The following is a 21407-nucleotide window of genomic DNA, read 5'->3' as shown; positions in this document are numbered from 1 at the left end:
AAATTTACAGTTGATAATAATTATCATTATCAAAATAACTCTGTAGATTGAGATAATCATGATTTTAACGCCAACCATGACAGGAATTACTAGCCCTGACCCATTGCAACATGCATTCAAAGTTAAGAGCGCTCCCCACGCTGGTCGAAGCGGCAGCCGCCCTGTTTTGCTTCAACCTCCGCAATGGCAACAATGGTGGCAGCAGCCTAGCCAAGCAACTGAACGTGCTCTGTATATCCATATTCCGTTTTGCCGTAAGCGCTGCACTTTCTGCAACTTCTTTGAAAATGGCACCAACACTCAGCGGATCAACCGCTATATGCAACGCTTAACTGAGCAACTAAAAATAGCCGCCGATACGGAGTTGGCGCAAAGCCGGCCCTTTAATACCGTATATGTTGGTGGTGGCACGCCCACGGATATCAGTAGTGATGAAATAAAACGGCTTGGTGAAGCTATAAGTCGCTTTCCACTTATCGACAATGCAGAGGTGACATTAGAAGGCAGACTCAACGGTTTTGACGATGATAAGTGGCATAACGCCACCGAAAATGGCTTCAACCGCTTTTCATTCGGAGTGCAAAGCTTTGATACTCAAGTTCGCCAAGCAGCTGGGCGCTTTGATGATAAAGAATATCTGCTTACAAGACTTAACCAACTCAGCCAGCACCCAAGCGCCAGTATTGTTATCGACCTTATTTTTGGATTGCCGGGACAAACCATGGAGATCTGGCAGCAAGACTTGCAAGCTGTTATCGACAGCGGTGTACACGGTATTGATCTCTACCAGCTAATTGGTTTGAGCGGCACCCGCATTGATCATGCACGGGAAAAAGGCAAAGTCTTAGGCACGGCTTTAAGTGAATATCAAGCAGACAGTCAAGCTAGAGCCAACATGTATGCCACAGGCGCAAATCACTTTGAATCATTAAATTGGCAACGACTTTCAAGCTGTCATTGGCGCAGAGATAGCCGAGAACGCAGTGTGTATAACAGTCTGGCCAAAAGCGGTATCGAAATATTACCTTTTGGGGCAGGTGCAGGCGGCTGTATTCATGGTCATGGTTGTATGAATGGCCGTGACTTAAAGCAGTGGCATTTGACACATGATGAGGCAGACGCTGCTGGTACATTAACCGCCCCAGTACAAGTGCCAGGTATGCTCATGAGCCCCAACCCGGCAGCTAAGTTAGATGCTATCTTCAAACGCGGGCTAGACAGTGGACGACTCGATTTAAACTTATTAGCAAAGGATATGACGCTGCATTTGATGCCTTTATTTAAAGCTTGGCAAACCAATGGGTTAGCTAAACTCGAAACAAGCAGCCTTACACTCACTTTGGCTGGACGTTTCTGGAACGTCAATATGCAAACCGGTTTATTTGAATTCCTGAGCGAAAATCCATTTGTCGCGTCACAAGATCCAGCTGCACAATCGATAGCAAGCTAACCATGACCCAGAGATGCGCACTGCACAACGCTTAGTAGAGCTGATATAGTGCGCTTATTCTTAGTTAACAATTAAAGTCGATGGCAACTCGTAGTAATAAAAAAGTCGCTACTCAAAGCGCAGCTGCTAAACAGCCAATTTCCGATGAAACCAAAGCGGAAGCAATGAAAATGGCAAAAGCTACTCAAAAACCCAATCAAACCAAAGAGCAAACTAAACTGATCGCCCAAGGTATTGAGAAAGGCATTGCTGAATATAAAAAATTGCAAAAAGGCAAAGCAAGAGAACGTGATAAAGCACGTAAACAGGAATCTAAGGCCAAAGCTCGCGAGGCCAATATTGCTGCTCAAGACCACAGAAATATAGAGGAAAGAGCATCCAGCCCATACCTGCCATGGGGATTACTCACATTAAGCTGGATTGGTTTTATCACTTATATACTTGTTTCAAAGTAATCTTTCAGCCCCCTATCTATCTGCTTCTTCCTGCCAACATGAGAGTCATTAAAGTTTAACTTATCGAAGTTATTCTATGACTTTCATAATCAAATCATTGTTTAGTATTTAAAAATATAGCTAAAGCTGATATAAGTTTCAGTCTAAAAACACGATGAGAAATCCATTCATATTTTGTCATAAGTTGTCTTATCTCATTCATTGATGCCCTCATCACTATTCACATTCACTAACTATACTTACCTTAATCAAAAAGTATCGATTAGCCGGAGCACACAGCTATGACTGAGCAATGTCCCCCAAAAGAACAGGTTCGCACCAAAAAAGATGAGCTTAAAGCTGTAGGCTTTATCATCTTCATTCTATTTCCAGCATTAGCCGCTACGTTTGTCAGCGTATACGGTTTAATCATTTGGATATCGCTTACATTTAGTGGCGTTGCGTCTCACTAATTTCAATTACATTTTAAAATTTATTACGAGGATGCCGTTATGAGATGGTTACTTAACATCTGGCGCACACTAACTAAACCAGCTAAATACTTAACCTTAGGAAGTGTCAGTGTATCTGCTTTTCTAATGGGTATTATCTTCTGGGGCGGTTTTAACACAGCACTTGAAGCGACTAACACAGAAGAGTTCTGTATTAGCTGTCACAGCATGGAAAGCAAGCCTTACCAGGAGCTACAGCAAACAGTGCACTTTTCAAACCACTCAGGTGTTCGTGCAACATGTCCAGACTGTCACGTACCACATGACTATGGCCGTAAAATTGCGCGTAAATTAGAAGCTTCTCACGACGTATACGGTTGGTTATTCAATACCGTCAACACGCCAGAGAAGTTTGAAGCTAAGCGTCTTGAAATGGCAAGCCGTGAATGGAAACGTTTTGACCGTGATAAATCAGCAGCATGTAAAAACTGTCACCAATATGAGTCTATGGACTGGGACAGCATGTCTAAACTAGCCGTTAAGCAAATGAAGCGTGCAGCAGAATTAGACCAAAGCTGTGTTGATTGCCACAAAGGTATTGCACACAAGCTACCAGAAATGGGCACCGCCCGTGCACCAGAACTGATTGCAGAAGTAGGCCGTGGAGTTAGCGGTGTACAAGTGGGTCAAACTTACTTCACAGCACTAACTAAGCCTTTATTCTTCAACGAAAAAACTGATGTTGAAGCGGGTACACTTAACATTGCAACTAAAGTGAAAGTGCTAGAAGTAAAAGGCACTCGAGCTAAGATTGGTATCACTGGTTGGAGAAAGAAAATCGGTGCTGGTCGCGTGATCTACTATGACTTTGGCTTAAACATTCTTTCAGCTCAACTTTCTAAAGATGCAGCACTTGAAGAAGGTGTGATAAAGACTTTCGAAGAGAAAGAAGATCCAATGACAGGCCTAAAATGGCAACGTGTTGAAGCAGATATCTGGACAGATACAGACTACTTGCTAACTGATCTGCAACCACTATGGGACTATGCTCGTAGCACATACAGCACAGCTTGTAGCGTATGTCACACTCAGCCAGCTGAAGCGCACTTTGATGCCAACACATGGCCAGGTATGTTCCAAGGCATGATCGCATTCGTCAACATGGATCAAGATACACAGGCTTTGGTGCAAAAGTATTTACAAGAGCATTCATCAACTTTCGATAAGTCAGCTCACTAATAGGACATAGCGTAATGAACAGAAGAGACTTTCTAAAAGGCTTAGTAGGAACATCTTATGTCGTACTGAGCGGCTCATCGGTACTTGCGCCATTAAACGCGTTAGCGGCATCTGGTGCTGACGCATCTGATGGCTGGTTAACTACAGGTTCGCACTTCGGTGCGTTCAAAATGAAGCGTAAAAATGGCGTGATTTCAGAGGTTAAGCCTTTTGACACTGATATGTATCCAACGGATATGATCAACGGTATTAAAGGCTTAGTTTATAACCCATCACGCGTTCGTTACCCAATGGTTCGCTTAGACTTTCTATTAAAAGGTCACCAAAGCGATACCACTCAACGCGGTGACTTCCGCTTTGTACGTGTGACATGGGATAAGGCACTGCGCCTATTTAAAGATTCACTTGATGAGATCCAAACTAAATACGGTCCATCAGGTCTACACGCAGGGCAAACAGGTTGGCGTGCAACAGGTCAGTTGCACTCAAGTACTAGCCACATGCAACGCGCTGTAGGCATGCACGGTAACTTTGTGAAAAAAGTTGGCGACTACTCAACTGGTGCAGGGCAAACGATTTTGCCTTACATCTTAGGTTCTACCGAAGTTTACGCTCAAGGTACTTCTTGGTCGTTAATTCTGGAACATTCTAAAACCATTATTTTATGGTCAAATGATCCGTACAAGAACCTACAAGTCGGCTGGAACGCAGAAACACACGAGTCTTACGCTTACCTTGCTCAATTAAAAGAGAAAGTAGCCAAAGGCGAAATTCGTGTGATCAGCATCGATCCTGTCGTCACGAAAACACAGCAATACCTAGGTTGTGAGCAACTTTACATTAATCCGCAAACCGACGTAGCGCTAATGCTAGGTATTGCTCACGAAATGGTAGAAAAGAACCTTCATGATACTAAATTTATCGAAGGTTATAGTTTAGGTTTCGACAAGTTCTTACCTTACATCAAAGGTCAAACTGACGGTGTTGAGAAAACACCTGAATGGGCCGCTAAAATCACTGGTGTTTCAGCTGAAATCATCCGTGATCTTGCTAAGGTTATGACTAAAGATCGCACACAAATGTTGATGGGCTGGTGTATTCAGCGTCAGCAACATGGTGAGCAGCCTTATTGGATGGCAGCTGTACTTGCAACCATGATTGGCCAAATTGGTCTACCGGGCGGCGGTATTAGCTATGGTCACCACTACTCAAGTATTGGTGTACCGTCTTCAGGAGCTGCAGCGCCAGGTGCGTTCCCACGTAACCTTGACGAAGGCCAAAAGCCAATTTTTGATAGTAACGACTTTAAAGGTGCAAGCAACACGATCCCGGTTGCGCGCTGGATTGACGCAATCCTTGAGCCAGGTAAAACCATTGACTCAAACGGCACTAAAGTTACCTATCCAGACATTAAGATGATGGTATTCTCGGGCAACAACCCATGGAACCATCACCAAGACCGTAACCGCATGAAAAAAGCGTTCCATAAGCTTGAGTGCATCGTGTCTATCGATATGAACTGGACGGCGACTTGTCGCTTCTCTGACATCGTATTACCTGCATGTACGACGTTCGAGCGTAACGACATTGACATCTATGGTGCCTATGCTAACCGTGGTTTGTTAGCGATGCAGAAAATGGTTGAGCCATTGTATGAAAGCTTGTCAGACTTCGAGATCTTTACTCGCTTTGCAGCACTACTTGGCAAAGAGAAAGAATACACTCGCGGCATGACAGAGCGTGACTGGTTAGTGAAGCTATACAACGACTGTAAAGCTGCTAACGCTGGCCAATTTGAAATGCCTGAGTTCGATGAATTCTGGAAAGCGGGTTACGTTTACTTTGGTGAAGGTAAGCCTTGGGTTCGTCATGCGGCATTCAGAGATGATCCAGAGATCAACCCACTTGGTACGCCTTCTGGTTTGATTGAGATCTACAGCCGTAAGATTGCTCACTACGAATATGATGACTGCCCAGGCCACCCAACTTGGATGGAAAAAGCAGAGCGTAGTCATGGTGGACCAGGTTCAGACAAGCACCCAATTTGGATGCAGTCTTGCCACCCAGATAAGCGTTTGCATTCACAAATGTGTGAATCGGAAGAGTTCCGTGAAACTTACACGGTAAATGGTCGTGAGCCTGTATACCTCAACCCTGAAGATGCTAAAAAACGTGGCATTAAATCAGGTGACGTTGTACGCGTATTTAACGACCGTGGTCAGCTGTTAGCAGGTGCTGTGGTATCAGATAAATTCCCACAAGGGGTTATCCGTATCCAAGAAGGTGCTTGGTACGGTCCTGTTGGCGAAGATGGTAGCAAAGAAGGCGGTGCAAAAATTGGTGCAATCTGTAGTTATGGTGATCCAAATACCTTAACTATGGACATTGGTACCTCTAAACTTGCACAGGCTTGTTCTGCTTATACTTGCCTTGTTGACTACGAAAAGTATCAGGGTAAAGTACCTGCAGTAAGTTCATTTAGCGGCCCGGTTGAGATTGCATTATGATAAAAGATGCTGTGAACACAGAGACAGTTGAAGTTAACCCAGTAGATCAGGTTAGAAGTACGATTTATCAATTACTTTCGTCATTATTTGCCAAAGAAATTGATCATAAAACGCTACACGATTTAACCAGTGATCAAGCCAAACAATTTTGGGCGCAACTGGGTAGCGAGGCTGAATTTAAAGCTGACGTAGATGTATTAGTCGCTGAGCTTGCAAAGCTTAACACTGATAAAGCTTTATTAGAGCTTGCCGCTGATTATTGCGGTCTGTTCTTAGTCGGCACTAAATACAGCGCATCACCATACGCAAGCCTTTACTTAAGTGATAAGCCTGCTAAGAAAGGTGATGAACCACTGCTCTTTGGTGAACAGCATCAGCAGATGACTCAGTTTTTAAAACAGAGTCAGCTGCAAGTACAAAGTGAGTTTCCTGAGCCTGCTGATCACATTGCAGTGATCTTGGCCTATGTTGCTCACCTTTGTACTCATAGCGATGAAACCGAGCAGCTCAGCTTTATTAACGCTAACTTAGCTAACTGGCTTGGCAATTTTGTGACCAAAGTGACTGAGGTTGATACGGGTAACTTTTACCAAGCCTTAGTTCGCCTCACTCACGCTTGGGTGAAGTCTGACGCTGAGTGGCTTGAGTCAGAGCTTAACTAAGCAGCATGCATCAATAAGAAATGCCGACTATGATTATCTTAGTCGGCATTTTTTGTTTTAGAGCGATAACCAATATCGCGTTTATACAACAGTTTCCCCTCCCCGATAACACTTAGGTCAGCTCCTATGAACATTCAACATAATTCAAAATCTACAAAAAATGCAGGCTTTACTCTAATAGAGCTTGTTGTAGTCATCATTGTATTAGGGGTTTTGGCTGTCATCGCAGCCCCCAAATTTATTAACTTAAAGTCAGATGCTAACCGCGCTGCAATCAAAAGCGCTGTAGGCTCGATAAAATCTTCAGTATCACTTTTTAAATCTAAAACACTTACTTCTGGAAACAACCTAACCGATGTGGTGACTTTCTCGGAGATCACTGGCAGTAATCATCAGCCATGGGCTGCAACGGCAACCGGAACAGGATTTAATGCAGGCTATGCGACACCGCCAGAAATATTTAAAGCAGCTGGACTGGATGTCAATGATTGGCGCTACCGCATTTATGTAGAAAACGGCAGCTACGCAGTTGCTGCAGCGCCTAAAAGTATCTTAGATATTGCTCAGCCGACAGCAAGCCAAGTTAAAGCAACTAACTGCTATTTTAACTACCATTGGCAAACTGCTGGTACACCCACAATCACCGATATCGATACAGGTTGCTAGCTAACTGAGTTCAAATAAATACGCAAATCGGCCGCTTTAAAAGTTTGTTTCGCTTTAAAGCGGCTAATCTTGCTGGCTAATCCACAATTGTAACGCCGCAATTGAGTCTTTTCTTAGTGCGCTTAATGCTTGCTGCTCTTGCGTTTGATATTCGCTTTGAGTTAAGCCCTTTAATTCAAGCTGTTTGCATTTTAATGACAAGGCATGCAGGCCAATATTAGCGCAACTGCCTTTTAGTGCATGCAAAATATGCTTCACATCAGCATCTGCCTGCATCAGCCCTGTAAAGTGCACCTCACTGCTTTGTTCAAAAATAGCTGCGAGCTCTTTTACTGTCTCTAAGCCGAGGTAATTCAAATCTTGTTCAAGTTGGCCAATATCTAATAGTGTTGGTGATTCTTGAACCACGCTTGATACTTGTGGAGCTGGTATAGCTGGATCGGCGTCTATACCAGAAGGCTCTTTACTGGCTAAAGGTTCTTTACTGGCTAAAGGTTCTTTACTGGCTAAAGGTTCTTTACTAGCTAAAGGTTCTTTACTAGCTAAAGGCTCTGCATTCCCTAACCAGTTAGATAGGGCTTGCATATCAAGGGGTTTCATCAATACTAAGTTAAAACCTTTAGCTTGATAATGCTGCATATCATCAGCCTGTAACTGTGCAGTAAAGGCGGCAATCTCTAATTGATGCCCCGCTTGTTGATTCACTTGTTGTAGTTCCTCGAGCAACTCAACTCCTGAACCATCACCCAATTGAATATCAAGCATCACCGCATCAAACTGCTGCGCTTTTTCTACCGTATAAAGTAACCGCGCCGCTTCACAGCTTTTCGCCAGTTCCGAGCTGTGGCCTAAGTGAGCCAAAAAGCCTTGAGCAACCATGGCATTGATTTTGTTATCTTCAATCACGAGAACATGTTTGGCTGCCGCTACCTTGGTGTGAGTTTGTTGCTCAATATCAGGGCAGTCACAAATCACCAGCGGTAAACTAAAGCCAAAACAGCTGCCCTTACCTACCTCACTCTCGACCCATACGCCAACATCGCTGAGCATAACGTCTGACGCTAATACCTGACTATTGCAGTAGTTACTCACATCACTGTTCATTAGCTCAACCAGCTGCTTACTAATCGCCAGTCCCAAACCGGTACCACGATCTCGGCCTTTGCTCGATTCATTACTATAAGCTTTAAACAGCTTTTTCATTGCCGCGGCATCAATCCCCACACCGGTATCTTGTACCCTAAATAACAGCTGCTTTCCCTGTGCCTCCACAATGAGTTCAACCCTACCTTGAGGAGTAAACTTAATCGCATTACCTAACAGATTAAGCAGTACTTGGCGTAATTTAGGGCCATCAATATATACCCACTTAGGTAAGTTTTCATGGCTTGATCTAAGAGTAAGCCCCGCAAGACCAGCCCCTGCAAGCATAATCGCCACAACTTGATCTAACAGTTCATTGATATCCACTGCTCTTGGTTCATTGGCAAGTTTTCGCTGCTCAAGTCGCGAAAAATCGAGGATATCGTTCAATACCGTTTGCAGTAGCGTTCCGCTGTACTGGGATAAGGCAAGCATCTGCTGCTGGGCTGGAGGTAAATTGGAGTGGCCAAGTAAGGTTAATGTCCCCAATAAGCCATTTAACGGCGTGCGGATCTCATGGCTCATGGTTGCTAAGAATAGCGATTTAGCTTGGTTAGCTTGCTCTGCCATTTCACGAGCTAATTCATGGCCTTTAGACTCTTTGTCTAGCTGAATATTGGCTTCTGCAAGTTCCTGAGTTCGCTCTTCAACTTTAACCTCAAGCGCTTGCTTATGCTCAAATAGCTCAGCAGCAGTATCACGCAGCTCCGCTTGAAGCTTTTGGTTATGGTCCGTTTTTTGTTTGAAAGCTTTAATAGCGCTTGCCATAGCTGCCAACTCATCATCACCTTGGGTATCAATGGTGACTGCAGTATTACCTAAACTTAGTTGTGCAAGCGCCTTAGTGGCGGCATCAAGCTTTAGCGCGATGCCTTTATAAATCACTTTATAAACCACCACAAAGATCACCAAAAACATCAGCAAACCAGTGACCCAAAGCCCTGCTTTAGACCAGCTCAACTGCTTTAAATACTCATGTCTGGCGTTTTCAGCTTCAAGGCGCTGAAACTGCATTGCCGTTGACACTATGTCATTCAACTCATCGAGCTTATCGGTGATCTGCTGCAACTGTAGTTCCTGCGCTCGATTATACTGAGTATACTCTTGCTGTAGCGCTACGCTCTCCGGTAACTTTTGCAACACGCTAAATTGCTGTGAAAGCGCATTAGCTCGATTAGGATCGCCGATTATTTTAGTTAGACTGGTTAGCGAAGATAAGTAACGAACCTCGACATCACCCACAGCCCTTGCAAACTTATCTTGTTGGATAAATCCTGAGTCTTTAGCCACTTGACTCGCAACTGAATTTGACGGGATATCGTAAATAACTTGAGTCGAACTGCTGCCTATATCACCGAGTAGTGAATATATCCCAGATTCAAGCTCTGGTGACTGAAACATCTGCCCTATCAAAGCAATGTTGTGGACTATCTTTAATGCTCGATTAAGCCGCTCTTGAGTATCTAAATCGCGCTCTATTAATGTATCTAGCAATTGCGCTGTTTTCTCTGCCCCAACCGCATCTGGGTATGCCAAACTCAATTTCGATAAAATGCCAGAGTCAACAATAGCTAACTCCGCGAGCAATAATTTAGTACTTTTGTTCGCGGCATCAACTAATGCTTGACCTCGCTGCTGCAGATCTCGACTGACAGCAATACGGCGGCCAACTTGCTCACCTAACTTGGAAACATCAACAATAATTTCAGATGCGCTTTGCTCAAGACTGAAGTCAAAGTTAACTTCTAACTGCTTAAGAATTTTAATCTCACCCAGCATGGTAGCGCTTTCTATAGATAACTTGCGCCCAATAAGCTGACGTTGCGACTCATCTTCTGTCAGCCCAAGTTGCTTAGCATTTTCCGCTAATGCACTGCTCGATAGCGCTAACTGACTAGCCGCTTCTGATGCTGGTAACGCACGATTATATAAATACTTATCAGCTTCTTGCAGACCACGTAAGCTAATGCTCCCTAAGGTCACCAATAGCAATAATAAAGAGCCCAACAAGCCAAACGCCAACATCAGTCGGCCAATTAAGCTTTTGCGTGATAAAGACAATTTCGGCAACGGGGAATTAGGCAAAAACAATACGCTCACTGCTATCTATTAAACTGATACAATACTATACCAATTGCATTAAAGAATTAATCAATTCAACAGAGCTAGACGTTTCAATTAAGCTCTATGATGAAGCATAGGAGTTCTCTGCATGATAAAGCTTCTGCAACAGCGCTTGTTATTTTTAGGCTTACTAATTGTAAGCCCGCTGATGAATGCTGCAGATAATACAGCTTGGTCGCTAGAACAGCGTGAGCCTTTTGCTCGCACTATCCAGCAAAGCAAAGCTATATCGCTTCAGCCGTTACATACCGCTAACCAAGCTTGGCGGCTATGTGTACTGGTTCCACATTTGAAAGACACCTACTGGACCGGCATCAATTACGGTCTAGTTGAGCAAGCTAAAGCGCTCAATATAGAGTTAGCATTATTTGAAGCCGGCAGTTACTACGGCTTAGATAAGCAGCTTAGCCAGCTCGATAACTGTATAAAACAAGACTATGATGCCATCATTATCGGCAGTGTTAGTCCTAACCTCCTCAGAGATTATGGTCAACCAATAACCAAACCTGTTGTCGCACTGGTTAACCGCCTTAGCCATGAAAAAGTCAACACGCGCATTGGCGTCAATTGGTATCAAATGGGTGTCAATGCAGCCAAGCATATTTTGCAACAATCTAACAAGCCAATAAAAATCGCATTGTTAACAGGCCCCGATAAGCTTGGTGGTAGCGACTCTGTTGAGCAAGGGCTTATTGATACGTTAAAAGATAGCCCGGCGACTATCAGTGCCATTCATCATGCAGACAATAATCGCAACTTATATAGAGATGAGTTAGAAGCGTTATTAGATAAGCAAACACCTGACTATATTCTTGGCAGTGCTGTCGCGGTTGAGGCTGGTGTCAGTATTCTGAGGCAGTACCAACTCACAGATAGAGTGAAGCTCGTCAGCAGCTATCTCTCTCCTGCCGTTTTAAGAGGAATTTATCGCGGTAAGGTAGAGTTCAGTAACGATGACCAAGTGGTATTGCAAGGTAAGCTTGCTGTTGATATCACGGTAAGAGAACTGCAAGGCGCTAAGGCTTTTGGCGATATAGCCCCCAAGATTCAAAGTCTTTATCCCAAGCACATTAACAGCAATGTGCTTGAAACCAGTTTGCCTCCAGCAGACTATTACCCGATTTACCGGGTAAATACCGACCAAGCTGATCCTAGCGAGTAAGCCTTAGTCTTTAACCTTAGCGGCAAACAGGTAGCCTTCACCGTGGACGGTAACGAATAAGTCACTGGATAACTTGTTACGCAATCGGCGGATAATCACATCAATTGTGCGATCATTTACATCTTGATTGCGGTGACTGGTTTGCATCATCAAGCGTTCACGGGACAGCACCTGTTGCGGGTGTAATGAAAATGCAGTTAACAGCTCAAACTCGGCTTTGGTTAGCTTGATCTGTTCACCATTGCGGCTCAACTGGCGACTATTAAGCTCTAATACATAGTCATTAAACGCAATAATGTTGTCATTGGGATCTTCTTGCTCTGCACTATCGGCTACCGCTTTTTTCACTAATGACATACGCCAAAGTAAATTCTTCACTCTGACTAATAACTCTCTAAGCTCGAAAGGCTTAGTCACATAGTCATCGGCGCCCATCTCAAGACCAACAATTTTATCTATGGTTTCATCTCGCCCTGTCACCAAGATGATCCCAACATGACTTTTACTGCGTAATTCACGAGCAAGACTGAGGCCATCAACGCCCGGCAAATTGATATCAAGCATCACCAAATCTATGTGCTGACGATTAAACTCATGCCACATCTGGTCGCCATCTTGAGCTTCAAGAACTTCATAGCCCTCTTTCTCAAAATAACCTTTTAACCTAGCTCTGATAACTGCTTCGTCATCGACAACCAGTACCCGGTATGCCATATATCACTCCAACCTTAAGGCGCCTTTATCTATAAAAGTGTCTGCATTTACGCGGCACATAATATACACAAGTTAGCACGTAAAGCGAGCAGTTAGGCGTGCAAGTAATAAATCACCGTAAAGTCAAAGGGATATATTAATACCAATTAGTATAAAGATTTGGTCGCTCAGCGAGAACTTAGCGGCTCTGAGCGAATCAACCTTTTATACTAATTGATATAAAGCGACTAGGCACAAAAAAGCCAACTAAAAAGTTGGCTTTCAACAACGCTTGATTGCTAGCAGTTAGAAACTCTTGCTGACGCCGAATACAACACGGTCATCGAAGATCTCGGTTTGAGTACCGTATACTAAGTGAGACTCGTCAACTGAACTGCCGTGGTAACGTAGATCGAATGTTAGTCCAACGTAGTTAGCTTCAACGCCTAAGTTCCAGTGTGTCCAACCTTCAGCGCCCTCACCATCAAGATCTTGATAGCCAAATGAGCCAGATAGTTTCACGCCGTTATTGAAATCATAGCTTGGGTGAATCGCATAGTTAACACCTTGCCAACCATCAACACCAAACCAATCATCTAATGTAGGTGTCACTTCTAACTGAATGTTTGCTTGGCCAAACTGCTTAGCGACACGCACCCATAATTCTGTGTAATTTGAGTAAGAAGCACCAGGATAAAGATATGAAAAAACCATGACATCGTAAGTAAAGCCGCTGTCACCAAAAGCACCCGCTTTACCTATGTAAGGAGCAGTAACAATTTCAAGGTTTGGATCTGCAAATTTAATGTTTGATGCAAATACACCAGTGTACCAACCGTCATCATTTGCCCAGCCTAATGTACCTTGTACCACAGGTACGTCGCCATCCATAGTTTCAGATTCACCACGGAAAACATAATCAGTTGCAAATTTTACATTACCACTAATTTGACCACCCAACAGCTCATTGTCGTCAGCTGCGAAAGCTGATCCCATACTTGCCATTGCTAAGCTGCCTAGCATAATTGCATGTGTAAACTTCATAATCATCATCCCAATATTTTCGATCTAAGTTATTAAACTAAATAGCTAACTTAAGTGTTGAATCAATCTAAACCAAAACGATGTTTAGCTTATACTAATTTAGCTTAACACCTAAGCTTTCAATCTAAGTTTCATCTAATCTTTTATCTAAATTGGGTAAAGCTTACTCTCAAGTTATTAACAAACTTGAGAGTAAATATGAATTAAAAAACCAACAATATGAAAAGATATGAATAACGAAGCAGAACCCGTAACTAGCTTGCCTTACTAACAAGTAAACGCTTTAGCTCATCAATTTGCAGCTTTAGCTCAGCAACATCGGCTGCACTCGCTGGTTTATCCTGTTCACTTTCAACAACTTCTTCTCCGCGCATCGTAGCGGTTTCTTGAGTCATCACATCAAGTACAGCTCCCACCATCATATTTAAAAATACAAATGCGGTTAAAAAGATAAAGCTGAGATAGTAGATCCAGCTCAAAGGATACACCGCCATGGTTTCATACATAATTGAGGTCCATGACTCAAATGTAGAGATGCGAAATAGCGTTAACATGGCAACCGAGACATCTCCCCAGAGAAAGTCGTTCACATCGGCAAAGAACATGCTGCCAATCGCGCCATAAATATAGAAAATCACAAACATCAATAACGCTATATAACCCATGCGTGGGATCGCTTTTAACAGCGCATTCACCAACATTCGAAGCTCTGGGATCATAGACACTAGACGCAGCACTCTAAAAATACGCAGTAAACGCGCTAGCAAGATTGCTGAGCCGCCAGCAGGAATGAGACTGCCAATGACAATAATGGTGTCGAATATATTCCAGCCATTGCTGAAAAAGCGCTTAGGACCATCACTGGCTAAGAAACGGATCACAATTTCAATGGCAAAAAATACCGTAATGCCGATATCTAACAACGCTAAGCTTTGTTCCATCCAACCGGGTAAATGGTAGGTATGCGCGCCAATCGATAGTGCTGACACCACAATAACGAAAATAATAAAGCCTTGAAAAAACTTACTATTGTCAATTTTTTTTAGTTTTGACTGTAAGCCTGAAACATTCGCAAGCACGCCGTGCTCCTATAAATATTAAAATTAAACAACACAGATAAAACCGCAAGATTTTAAAGACCGCGCAGTTTAATAAGCAAGGCTTAATTTTGTGTTAAATGCACTAGCGGGGAAGCAATAATAACAAAGCTCCCCAACATAGAACCGCAACTAGCATGGCGGGAGGATTGGCTTGGAAATATAAGCTAAAAAGCAGTTCGCTAACAATTAGGTTAACTCAGCAATTATTTGCTGCAAATGAGCCTCAACCCAATCACGATTAATCGCCCCCCAGTGGTTAATTTGATAGTAACCGGCATTATTACGCTCACCGTCTTGCACAAACTCGCATTCAATAGCGAGATCGCTCAATACTGCAATGGCATCTTGTAAAGTTCGTCGCGGCATATTGGTAAGCTTGTGCAGTGACAGCAAGTTATGCCTGTCATTATCAATTAGATAGGCTATATATATCTTACGTAAAAAAGCTTTCTGTTGTTTAGAGCCGTTAAAGTTAACATTCATATCTTTTTAGTATTAGTTATTGTTATTAAAAGAGTTCCCCATAAGCTACGCGATTGAACATAAATAACAAGCGACAATTCAAGTATTACAACACAATATGTTGCCAAATATGTCTCGCTATAGCGGTAACCTCTGCCATGCTGATATAGTAAATTCTAAAGAAACCATAACTAACTGCGGTGACACATGAGCGAAAACAGGGACATTAAGTTTACTCACAGTAAACTAGAGCAAGAGGCTCAACAGCAAGTGAATCCAAAGCAAAGTCAAGCGGCGCCAGAGTTCAGCTCTGAGCCAGTAAACAGCCCTGAGCCAGTAAGCAGCCCTGAGCTAGTAAAGAGCTCTGAGGCAAAAAATAACCTTGAGCATCCGCCCCAAACTGAATCGCAACCAGAGCCAACTCTCGCTAATCATCAACCGATAAACCATCAAGAGTGGCAAGGCTTCGATCAAGTTCCACTCGAACCCGTGCACGCAAACCACTACACCCAAGTGAATACCGAGAGCCTGATATTTAGCTGTTTATTATTGGTTGTCGCTTCATTAGTGATTATTCTTCCCGGTGATTTCTATCCAGCAAAAGTGCTCGGTGTCAGCCTAGCTGCGCTATTAATTATTAGTGTGGTGAGCTATGTGCGCTATCTGCATGCTAAATCACTGGCTTATGCCGTTTGTGAGCATGAGTTGATCATGCAGCAAGGTTTTTGGTGGGTAAAGCGCACCTCTTTGCCTTATTCAAGATTACAACACGTTAGCCTCAGCCATGGCCCACTCGAGCGCCACTTCAACTTAGCGACGCTAAAATGTTTTAGTGCCGGTAGCGGTAGCGCCGAAATCGAATTACCAGGAATTGAACAGCAAACTGCTGAAAATCTGCGCCAACATCTGCTAAACCAAGCTGCAAAAGCGAACCCTACAGCCGCCCCCGAAGCGACAGACTCTACACCTGAGCAACAAATAACAGCCTTGACTCAAACACCAATGAAGGAGAATCGTCATGACGACAGCTAAATTCTCCCAATGGTCACCGCTTTCCCCGTGGTCAATTATTAGCTTTACTTTACTTACAGCCAAACAGTTACTCAGCAGTGGCTACGCGATTATTCCGGTGGTATATACCGGCTGGAAGCAAGGTTTTAATAGCCCTTGGGTGATTGTTGCTATTGTTGCAGTCATTGGCGTTATCTTGCTATTTAGTGTGCTTAATTGGCTCAAGTTTCGTTTCAAAATTGCCAGCGACAAACTCATTATTCGCCACGGAATTATCTTTAAAAAAGCCGACGAACTGCCATTTACCAAAATCCAAAACGTGCGTTTAGAGCAGCCATTGTATTTTCGCCCTATGGGGCTTTATCGGTTAATCGTCGAAACAGCAGGGTCTAAAGAAAATGAAGCAGAGTTATCAGCATTAACCTATAAAGATGCGCTGAGTCTAAAAAAACAGTTAATGGCCGAACATGATGCACTGTTCACCCAAACAGACGGCATTAACAATCAAGATGTGAGTGACAGTCATTCTAAACAGGTTCACACCCTCAGCCGCAAGAATATCAGCGAGTTGGTATTATTTGGCCTTTACCAAAATAATGCCATTTGGTTGGCTGTGATTTTAGGCCCTATTTTTGGCCAGCTAGATTGGGAGTCCGTTGAAAGCCTGCAATTAGTACAAGCCTTTTTGACTTGGTACGATAACAATATTGCTGTGAGTATTTTGCTACAGCTAGTATTTGCCTCGTTAGCCTTAATCTTGTTTTACCTGCTATTTTCAATTTTATCGATTGTATCTGCAGTGTTGAAGTACTTCCCTTATAAGCTGAGTCGTAGTGGTAATACCTTGCATCGTACAGGGGGAATTATTGCCAAGCAAAATGACGCTCTTGCGATTAAACGAATTCAAGTCATTAAGTTTTATCAACCCCTTGTTGGTCGTTTACTCAAGCTGTGGACCTTGTACTTTAAGCAAGTCAAAGGCCATGAAGTTGAAAATCGGGGCAATACCAATATGTTGATCCCGAGTATGACGCGAACAGAAATTAGTAGCCTGCTACCTGAGCTAAAAGGCATTGAAGCCAGCGCAACTGTGTTACCCACTGATTATCAACGCATCCACATGGGTTGGTTTTGGCGCCGCGGCTTACTGCCTTTTATCGTCCCAGCGGTGAACAGCTATTTTTTAGGTCTCAATGTTATTACCGATATTATGTGGTTAGCAGCCGGGCTATTCAGCTTGGGGATTTACCTTAAGTATCGCCAGTATGGCTATGTCATTGAAGGGGATGATCTATGGTTCCATTCAGGCCTTCTCGGTCACAGTTGGCAGCTCATCGCATTAACTAAGGTGCAGCATGTTGCTATTAGCCAATCTCCTAACCAACAACGTAGCGGTTTAGCAAACCTTGAAATTGGCCTTGCGAGTGGTACAGTTAAACTGCCTTATATTTCAGTCAATGCGGCGCGAGACATTGCAGAACGCTCCCTTGCGCTTATTCATAACGATCACCGAAACTGGATATAGCTATGAACACAACAACCTCACTAGAGCAAGCTTTCACCCCAGATATGATTATTCATTTTTGGTTTGAAGAAATTGAACCTAAACAGTGGTGGATTAAAGATCCTGAGTTTGATCAGCTTATTGCTGAGCGATTTGGCAAATTACTTGAACAAGCAATACAAGGTGAATTATACCATTGGCGCGCCAGCCCTAAGGGACGTCTGGCTGAAATTATTGTACTTGACCAATTTAGCCGCAATATTCACCGCGATACCCCACAAGCATTTGCAGCCGATGCTATTGCGCTGGTCTTGGCCCAAGAAGCTGTAGCGGTCAACGCCGACTCAGAGCTTAAAGCGAAACAAGTTCCGTTTTTGTTTATGCCTTATATGCATAGCGAGTCAAAAGCAATTCATGAAGTGGCAGTCAGGCTATTTAACCGCGAAGCGGCACAAGGGAATTTACAGTTTGAAATAAAGCACAAAGCCATTATCGACCAGTTTGGTCGCTACCCGCACCGCAATCAAATTTTAGGTCGTGAGTCGACAGCTGAAGAAATTGCATTTTTACAGCAGCCAGACTCAAGCTTCTAATACCAATAAAAAGCCAGCTATGTCGATAAGAGTTAGCTGGCTTTATGTCATAAGGTTTGGCTATTTCACTACCAATACTGGGCACTTAGCTTTATTGGCTAGGCCTTCGGCAATATTTGGATTGAGTAAGTGAGAAATACCTTGATGGCCGTGACTGGCGATAACAATCATACCAATCTCACCCACTTTTGATTCAGCCAAAAGTTGATCTAAAGTATCGCCTTTACGCACCACAGTTTGCACTGTTAAACCTTGGTTTAACTCTTGTAGCATCTGTGACTTTAGTTTTTCTAGGTTACCTTCTGCTGCAGCTTCAATTTGACGATCTAACTGCTGAGCAGATTCCATTGCGATACCATAATGGTACTCGCTCAATGGCTCACTCATCACATGCACAAGTCTTACCCCCACGCCATATAGGTTGGCCATCTCGATGGCATAACTCATTGCGTGGGACGCTGTTTCAGAAAAGTCGGTTGGACACAAAATTTGTCGGGTACGCATAAACTCTCCTCAACCAAGCCCGTTTTAGCTTGGTTGCTAAATATTAACCAGCAACTACTAACCCAATAAAATCATTTCATTAAAACGCGTAACTATATTGCGCTTTATTTCACGACTAAAACCGGACATTCAGCACGATTTGCAACACTCTCCGCCACATTTGTATGTAAAAAATGGGCAAGTCCTGTGCGGCCATGGCTAGCAATAACAATCATCCCCGCTTCAGACACTTCAGCCTCTTTAAGGATCTGCTCTGTGGCACTACCATGACGAATAACCGATTCAACTGACAATTCACTCTTTAATTCAGCCAGTAACGCACGCATATTCTCTGCTGCACTGTCCTCCATGCTCTGCGCGAGCTCTTCAGGTGTCACCACCAACATCTGGTAGTTATCAACCCCTATTGGCTGCTCAATCACATGTACAATTCTTAGGCCTACATGATAAAAGTTTGCCATTTCAATTGCGTACCTAAGCGCATGTGAAGCAGTTTCAGAAAAGTCTGTTGGGCATAAAATTTGACGTGTACGCATAGCTAACTCCTCCAAACATTAACCTACTACTAAGATAAAACCACAAACTTGTGCCAGCATGAATTGAAGCTGAAAATGGCGCTAATACCAATTAGTGTAAAGCAAGCCTGCTCAATCTCTAAGATTAGTCATTAAGCCAGTCGCGCGCCTGTTTTTTATTATCAAAAAACTTAGCGTCATAGGGCGTAAACCAGTCAGCAATTTTTGCCATCCACTCCTGTAACTTACCTTCACCCACTATGGCTATTTTTTTAAATGCTTTACCGTGCTCAATGCCAATTTTTAAATCGTCCCACGCTGCACGTAACTCCCAGCCATCTAGCTCTGAAATATCTGCTAGGACATTTATCTCTGGTTTATCCACGCCAGCTATTGCCGCTTCAAGCATAGGTACCATGTATTGATAATCTTCATGGGTAAGCTTACCAACGGCAACAAACGTCATATAAAACTCATTCCCACTGCGCTCAATTCCAACAGATATTCCATGTACATTGCTGCTCATTTTTAATCCTTAGTTAACTAAGTACCTACTCTAATTTTAGAGTGCTGGCGATTATTGAATTTGATCTTGGTCACATCTTTTATGGGTATTTGCGCTTTAATAAAAACTTCATTATAGTGAAAACTGACTAATCAGTCGGTCAATAACCAAGCATCAGTGGAGCTCACTTAATGAATATGCATATCGACAATCAAACGGCACAACCCCTCACGCAAGTGTTGTTAAAAATGCGCAGCAGTTACCTTAATGAACCCGCCGCTAAATACGATGCTAGAGTAGAGCATTTGCAAAGCTTAAAGGCCGCACTATTAACGTATCAACAGCAACTCGTTGAAGCATTAAACCGTGACTACGGCAATCGTTCAGTCGATGACAGCATGATCTCAGATATCATGCCTTGCATTAACAATATTAATTACAGCCTAAAACACTTAAAAAAATGGATGAAACCGAGCTCACGCCATGCAGGTCTATTGCTCGCACCAGCTAAAGTTAAAGTACATTACCAACCACTAGGTGTGGTGGGTATTATCGTGCCATGGAACTTCCCAATCATGCTATCTGTAGGGCCACTTATCACTGCGCTTGCAGCCGGTAACCGCGCGATGATTAAACTGTCTGAGTTCACACCTGAGACCAATCAGGTTATTAAAACCATGCTTAGTAGCATTTTTGATGACACCCACGTTGTCTGTATTGAAGGTGAAGCTGAAGTTGCGGCAGAGTTTTCAGCATTACCCTTTGATCACCTACTGTTCACTGGGTCGACTACAGTTGGTCGCCATGTTATGCGCGCAGCAGCTGACAACCTAACTCCAGTGACACTCGAGCTAGGTGGTAAATCCCCTGTCATTATTGCCGATGATATCGCGATGGATATTGCTGTTGAACGCATGATTTACGGTAAATGCCTTAACGCAGGACAGATCTGTGTCGCCCCTGATTATGTTCTCGTTCCTCGTGCAAAACTCGATAATTTTATTCAGGCTTATAAAGCCAAGTTCACTCGTATGTACGGTAGTAAGGTTAGTGACAACCCAGATTATGGCAGCGTGATTAATCAGCGCCAATTTGATCGTATAATGCAAGTGCTAGAGGATGCCAAAAGCAAAGGTGCGCAAATCACTAGCGCCAATGGCGAAGCAATTAATAGCGTTAAGCGCAAGGTGCCAACACAACTCATTGAGCAAACCTCTGATGATATGTTACTGCTACAGGATGAGATTTTTGGCCCCTTGTTACCAGTGATCCCTTACGATGACATCAATGAAGCTATCGCCTACGTTAATCAGCGCCCTCGCCCACTCGCTCTCTACTTAATGAGCTTTGATAGCAAGATACAACAACAAGTGCTAACTCATACTCACTCTGGCGGAGTGTGCATTAATGAAACTGTATTCCATGTAGCAGCTGATGACGCACCGTTCGGTGGTATAGGTCCATCGGGAATGGGGCACTATCACGGTAAAGAGGGCTTTTTAACCCTAAGCCATGCCAAAACCGTGCTCAGCCGTGGAAAGTACCTCAATACTGGCAAATTGGTACACCCACCGTACGGTAGCTTTATTCAACGTATATTAATGAAGTTCTTCTTACGCTAGTAAACTAACCTAAAC

20 protein-coding genes are annotated in these 21407 nt (G+C 43.4%); 12 read left to right on the top strand and 8 right to left on the bottom strand.

Going from position 1 to position 21407, the window contains the following annotated elements; all coding sequences use genetic code 11:
• The first annotated feature begins 58 nt into the window (after positions 1-58).
• The 7 genes from hutW to L884_RS0103640 all read left to right on the top strand — a co-directional run bounded on the left by hutW (position 59) and on the right by L884_RS0103640 (position 7410).
• Complete coding sequence (gene hutW, locus L884_RS0103670) at positions 59-1450, top strand: heme anaerobic degradation radical SAM methyltransferase ChuW/HutW (protein ID WP_084221388.1); 1392 nt, start codon at positions 59-61, stop codon at positions 1448-1450.
• 80 nt (positions 1451-1530) lie between these two features.
• Positions 1531-1905, top strand: coding sequence for a DUF2956 domain-containing protein (locus L884_RS0103665; protein ID WP_051435524.1), 375 nt, complete (start codon positions 1531-1533; stop codon positions 1903-1905).
• 281 nt (positions 1906-2186) lie between these two features.
• Entirely contained in the window at positions 2187-2357 is a 171-nt protein-coding gene (locus tag L884_RS0103660; RefSeq protein WP_028766217.1) for a periplasmic nitrate reductase, NapE protein, read from the top strand.
• 39 nt (positions 2358-2396) lie between these two features.
• On the top strand, positions 2397-3575 hold the full coding sequence (torC, locus tag L884_RS0103655) for a pentaheme c-type cytochrome TorC (RefSeq protein WP_028766216.1): 1179 nt from the start codon (positions 2397-2399) through the stop codon (positions 3573-3575).
• Positions 3576-3589: 14 nt separating this feature from the next.
• A complete protein-coding gene (gene torA, locus L884_RS0103650) occupies positions 3590-6082 on the top strand; it encodes a trimethylamine-N-oxide reductase TorA (protein ID WP_028766215.1) in 2493 nt (830 codons plus the stop codon).
• Positions 6079-6744, top strand: coding sequence for a molecular chaperone TorD (torD, locus tag L884_RS0103645; protein WP_028766214.1), 666 nt, complete (start codon positions 6079-6081; stop codon positions 6742-6744). Before torA ends, torD begins: the two co-directional genes overlap by 4 nt.
• Before the next feature lie 126 nt (positions 6745-6870).
• Entirely contained in the window at positions 6871-7410 is a 540-nt protein-coding gene (locus tag L884_RS0103640; RefSeq protein ID WP_037410301.1) for a prepilin-type N-terminal cleavage/methylation domain-containing protein, read from the top strand.
• 63 nt (positions 7411-7473) lie between these two features.
• Here the strand turns inward: L884_RS0103640 and torS are convergent, their stop codons facing one another.
• Positions 7474-10644 (bottom strand): TMAO reductase system sensor histidine kinase/response regulator TorS, encoded by a 3171-nt coding sequence (gene torS, locus L884_RS0103635; RefSeq protein ID WP_028766212.1) that lies wholly within the window; start codon positions 10642-10644, stop codon positions 7474-7476.
• A gap of 121 nt (positions 10645-10765) precedes the next feature.
• Between torS and torT the strand changes: the two genes are divergently transcribed.
• Positions 10766-11839: a TMAO reductase system periplasmic protein TorT gene (torT, locus tag L884_RS0103630; protein WP_028766211.1), complete on the top strand. Its 1074-nt coding sequence runs from the start codon at positions 10766-10768 to the stop codon at positions 11837-11839.
• 3 nt (positions 11840-11842) lie between these two features.
• On the opposite strand, the gene torR is transcribed toward torT, so the two are convergent.
• The 4 genes from torR to L884_RS0103610 form a co-directional block, all read right to left on the bottom strand.
• Positions 11843-12553 carry a two-component system response regulator TorR gene (torR, locus tag L884_RS0103625; RefSeq protein WP_028766210.1) on the bottom strand — a complete coding sequence of 237 codons (711 nt, stop codon included), beginning with the start codon at positions 12551-12553 and terminating at the stop codon, positions 11843-11845.
• A gap of 285 nt (positions 12554-12838) precedes the next feature.
• Positions 12839-13576 (bottom strand): TorF family putative porin, encoded by a 738-nt coding sequence (locus L884_RS0103620; RefSeq protein ID WP_037410297.1) that lies wholly within the window; start codon positions 13574-13576, stop codon positions 12839-12841.
• Positions 13577-13830: 254 nt separating this feature from the next.
• Positions 13831-14655, bottom strand: coding sequence for an ion transporter (locus L884_RS0103615; protein WP_028766208.1), 825 nt, complete (start codon positions 14653-14655; stop codon positions 13831-13833).
• Between the two features lie 207 nt (positions 14656-14862).
• Positions 14863-15159, bottom strand: a complete 297-nt coding sequence (locus tag L884_RS0103610; RefSeq protein ID WP_028766207.1) for a winged helix-turn-helix domain-containing protein — start codon at positions 15157-15159, stop codon at positions 14863-14865.
• A gap of 186 nt (positions 15160-15345) precedes the next feature.
• Here L884_RS0103610 and L884_RS21685 point away from each other — a divergent pair, with 186 nt between their 5' ends.
• From L884_RS21685 to L884_RS0103595, 3 genes are read left to right on the top strand one after another with little or no spacing between them, the layout of a single operon-like run.
• A complete protein-coding gene (locus L884_RS21685; RefSeq protein ID WP_051435522.1) occupies positions 15346-16170 on the top strand; it encodes a PH domain-containing protein in 825 nt (274 codons plus the stop codon).
• Positions 16157-17674 carry a PH domain-containing protein gene (locus L884_RS0103600; RefSeq protein WP_037410295.1) on the top strand — a complete coding sequence of 506 codons (1518 nt, stop codon included), beginning with the start codon at positions 16157-16159 and terminating at the stop codon, positions 17672-17674. The genes L884_RS21685 and L884_RS0103600 overlap by 14 nt, the downstream gene beginning before the upstream one ends.
• Positions 17675-17676: 2 nt before the next feature.
• The gene (locus tag L884_RS0103595; RefSeq protein ID WP_028766205.1) at positions 17677-18246 is read left to right on the top strand and encodes a DUF924 family protein; all 570 of its coding nucleotides are present in this window, start codon (positions 17677-17679) and stop codon (positions 18244-18246) included.
• A 60-nt stretch (positions 18247-18306) separates the two neighbouring features.
• Here the strand turns inward: L884_RS0103595 and L884_RS0103590 are convergent, their stop codons facing one another.
• The 3 genes from L884_RS0103590 to L884_RS0103580 form a co-directional block, all read right to left on the bottom strand.
• Positions 18307-18750: a universal stress protein gene (locus L884_RS0103590; protein WP_028766204.1), complete on the bottom strand. Its 444-nt coding sequence runs from the start codon at positions 18748-18750 to the stop codon at positions 18307-18309.
• A gap of 104 nt (positions 18751-18854) precedes the next feature.
• Positions 18855-19286, bottom strand: coding sequence for a universal stress protein (locus L884_RS0103585; protein WP_028766203.1), 432 nt, complete (start codon positions 19284-19286; stop codon positions 18855-18857).
• 124 nt (positions 19287-19410) lie between these two features.
• Entirely contained in the window at positions 19411-19791 is a 381-nt protein-coding gene (locus tag L884_RS0103580; protein WP_028766202.1) for a SpoIIAA family protein, read from the bottom strand.
• A 170-nt stretch (positions 19792-19961) separates the two neighbouring features.
• Between L884_RS0103580 and L884_RS0103575 the strand changes: the two genes are divergently transcribed.
• Positions 19962-21392, top strand: a complete 1431-nt coding sequence (locus L884_RS0103575) for a coniferyl aldehyde dehydrogenase (RefSeq protein ID WP_028766201.1) — start codon at positions 19962-19964, stop codon at positions 21390-21392.
• Positions 21393-21407: the final 15 nt, after the last annotated feature.

This window comes from Shewanella fidelis ATCC BAA-318 (assembly GCF_000518605.1).
Lineage (GTDB): Bacteria > Pseudomonadota > Gammaproteobacteria > Enterobacterales > Shewanellaceae > Shewanella > Shewanella fidelis.
The sequence above is the reverse complement of the archived record's forward strand: the minus strand, read 5'-3'. Positions and strand labels throughout refer to the sequence as shown.